2 protein-coding genes are annotated in these 1,548 nt (G+C 56.6%); both read right to left on the reverse strand.

Features of this window, described 5'->3' with window-relative positions; all coding sequences use genetic code 11:
- The coding region (locus tag P4L78_RS01215; RefSeq protein ID WP_309326421.1) for a DUF542 domain-containing protein at positions 1-290 on the reverse strand (290 nt) is incomplete at its 3' end.
- Between the two features lie 112 nt (positions 291-402).
- A complete protein-coding gene (locus P4L78_RS01220; protein WP_309326423.1) occupies positions 403-1,497 on the reverse strand; it encodes a 4Fe-4S binding protein in 1,095 nt (364 codons plus the stop codon).
- Positions 1,498-1,548: the final 51 nt, after the last annotated feature.

Genomic DNA, 1,548 nt, shown 5'->3' on the forward strand with positions numbered 1-1,548 from the left:
GCCAGCCGCGGCAGTTCATTCTTCACGTACGCATGATGAGTAGAAACAATATGCTCAATCAGTTTTCCCAGTGAAGCCTTCGACCAGTCGACCGGCAAAGCCGCCGTGCTGTTTGCAGCAGATTCAAGTGCCGCCACAACTTCGTCAATCGCAATCTTCTTGCCGGCGCACGCTTCGGCCAGTGGCATGCGCCCGCCGCAGCAGTAGTCAATCCCGAAACGCTCGAAGACGCGAATAGAGTGAGGTTGCTCAAGTGCGATCTCGCGAACGGTCTGTGTAAGGTTAGTCATAATGATCTCCTGAACTCACCTTAGGCGGACTGCGTCTGCGCTACAGCGACTTTAGTCACTTGGGAAAAACAAATCTGCCGCCAGCGGCCATAATCATGTGTCCGTAGCCAGCCTAGTGATCGAAGTTCTCGGCGTTAGGCACAAGCTGCATATAAATATCGCGAGAGATATTGGTCTGCCAGTGTCCGGTTAGCCGTGCCGCGCCTATCAAACCAAAGAACACCACCGCCAGCACCACGGCAACCATCTGCGGCTTCAGTGTGCGGCTCCGCCAACGTGCAGCTCTAGTCTCTCCCGCCGTCCGAGGCGGCAGCGCCATCTGCAGCGCGTTCTCCGCCGGACACACCGCAATGCACTCCATGCATCCCGTGCACTCAACAGACCGCACCTGCACCAGCATGTCCACCGGCAGATGTGAAGGGCACGCCTTATTGCATTTGCCGCAATCAATGCAAGCCTCTGCGTCGCGCCGAATCTTCACCGGGCTCAGAGCCGACACGATCCCCATCAGTGCGCCGTAAGGGCAAAGAAACCTGCACCAGAAATTCTGAATGAATACCGACAACACAACAAAAGCCGCAATCACGATGATCCCCACCGTGCCCAGGTAGCGGAAGAAGTTCAGCATCTTCACATCGGCCACAATGCCGAACGGCGACGCCAGAAAATCGCCAAGATCCTGCACCGGCATGGTGAAAACAATGTAGAGAAAGAAAGCCAGCAGAATATATTTCAGGCTGCGCAGTGCCACATCCAGCCACTTCGGCACCGCCACGTTCCGCCGAAACAGCTTGCGCCCCAGCTTCCACAGATATTCCGAGACCGTCCCCACCGGGCAAAGCCACGAGCAGAACGCCTTCTTCACCACCAAGCTCGCCAGCAGAAATACGCAAACAAGAACCATCGCCGACGGATGAATCGCCGGAATCTGCCGCGTGGCGAGAAAGTACCGAAGGTTCATCAACCCCGCGATCGGCAACCACCCATCCACGCCCGCTGGCCGGCCGAAATAATGCGAACTGCCCAGGCTCTCAAAGTACCGAACCCATAAAATAAACTGCACGCCAATAACAGCATTCAGCAGCAGAAAAGCGAACTGCACTGCCCGCCGCACCTGCTGCGAGCGGTCAGGCGCAATCCTGCGCACCAGTGTTTTCTTCGGTTTGGCCGCTGCGGTCTCAGCCGGGGAGGGGTACAAAGTCGACATAACATCCTTCTACGCTCAACCCTAAACGGCAAAATCTCTCCGCCATAGGAC

It is taken from the genome of Silvimonas sp. (genome assembly GCF_031291215.1).
GTDB classification, from domain to species: Bacteria; Pseudomonadota; Gammaproteobacteria; order Burkholderiales; family Chitinibacteraceae; genus Silvimonas; species Silvimonas soli.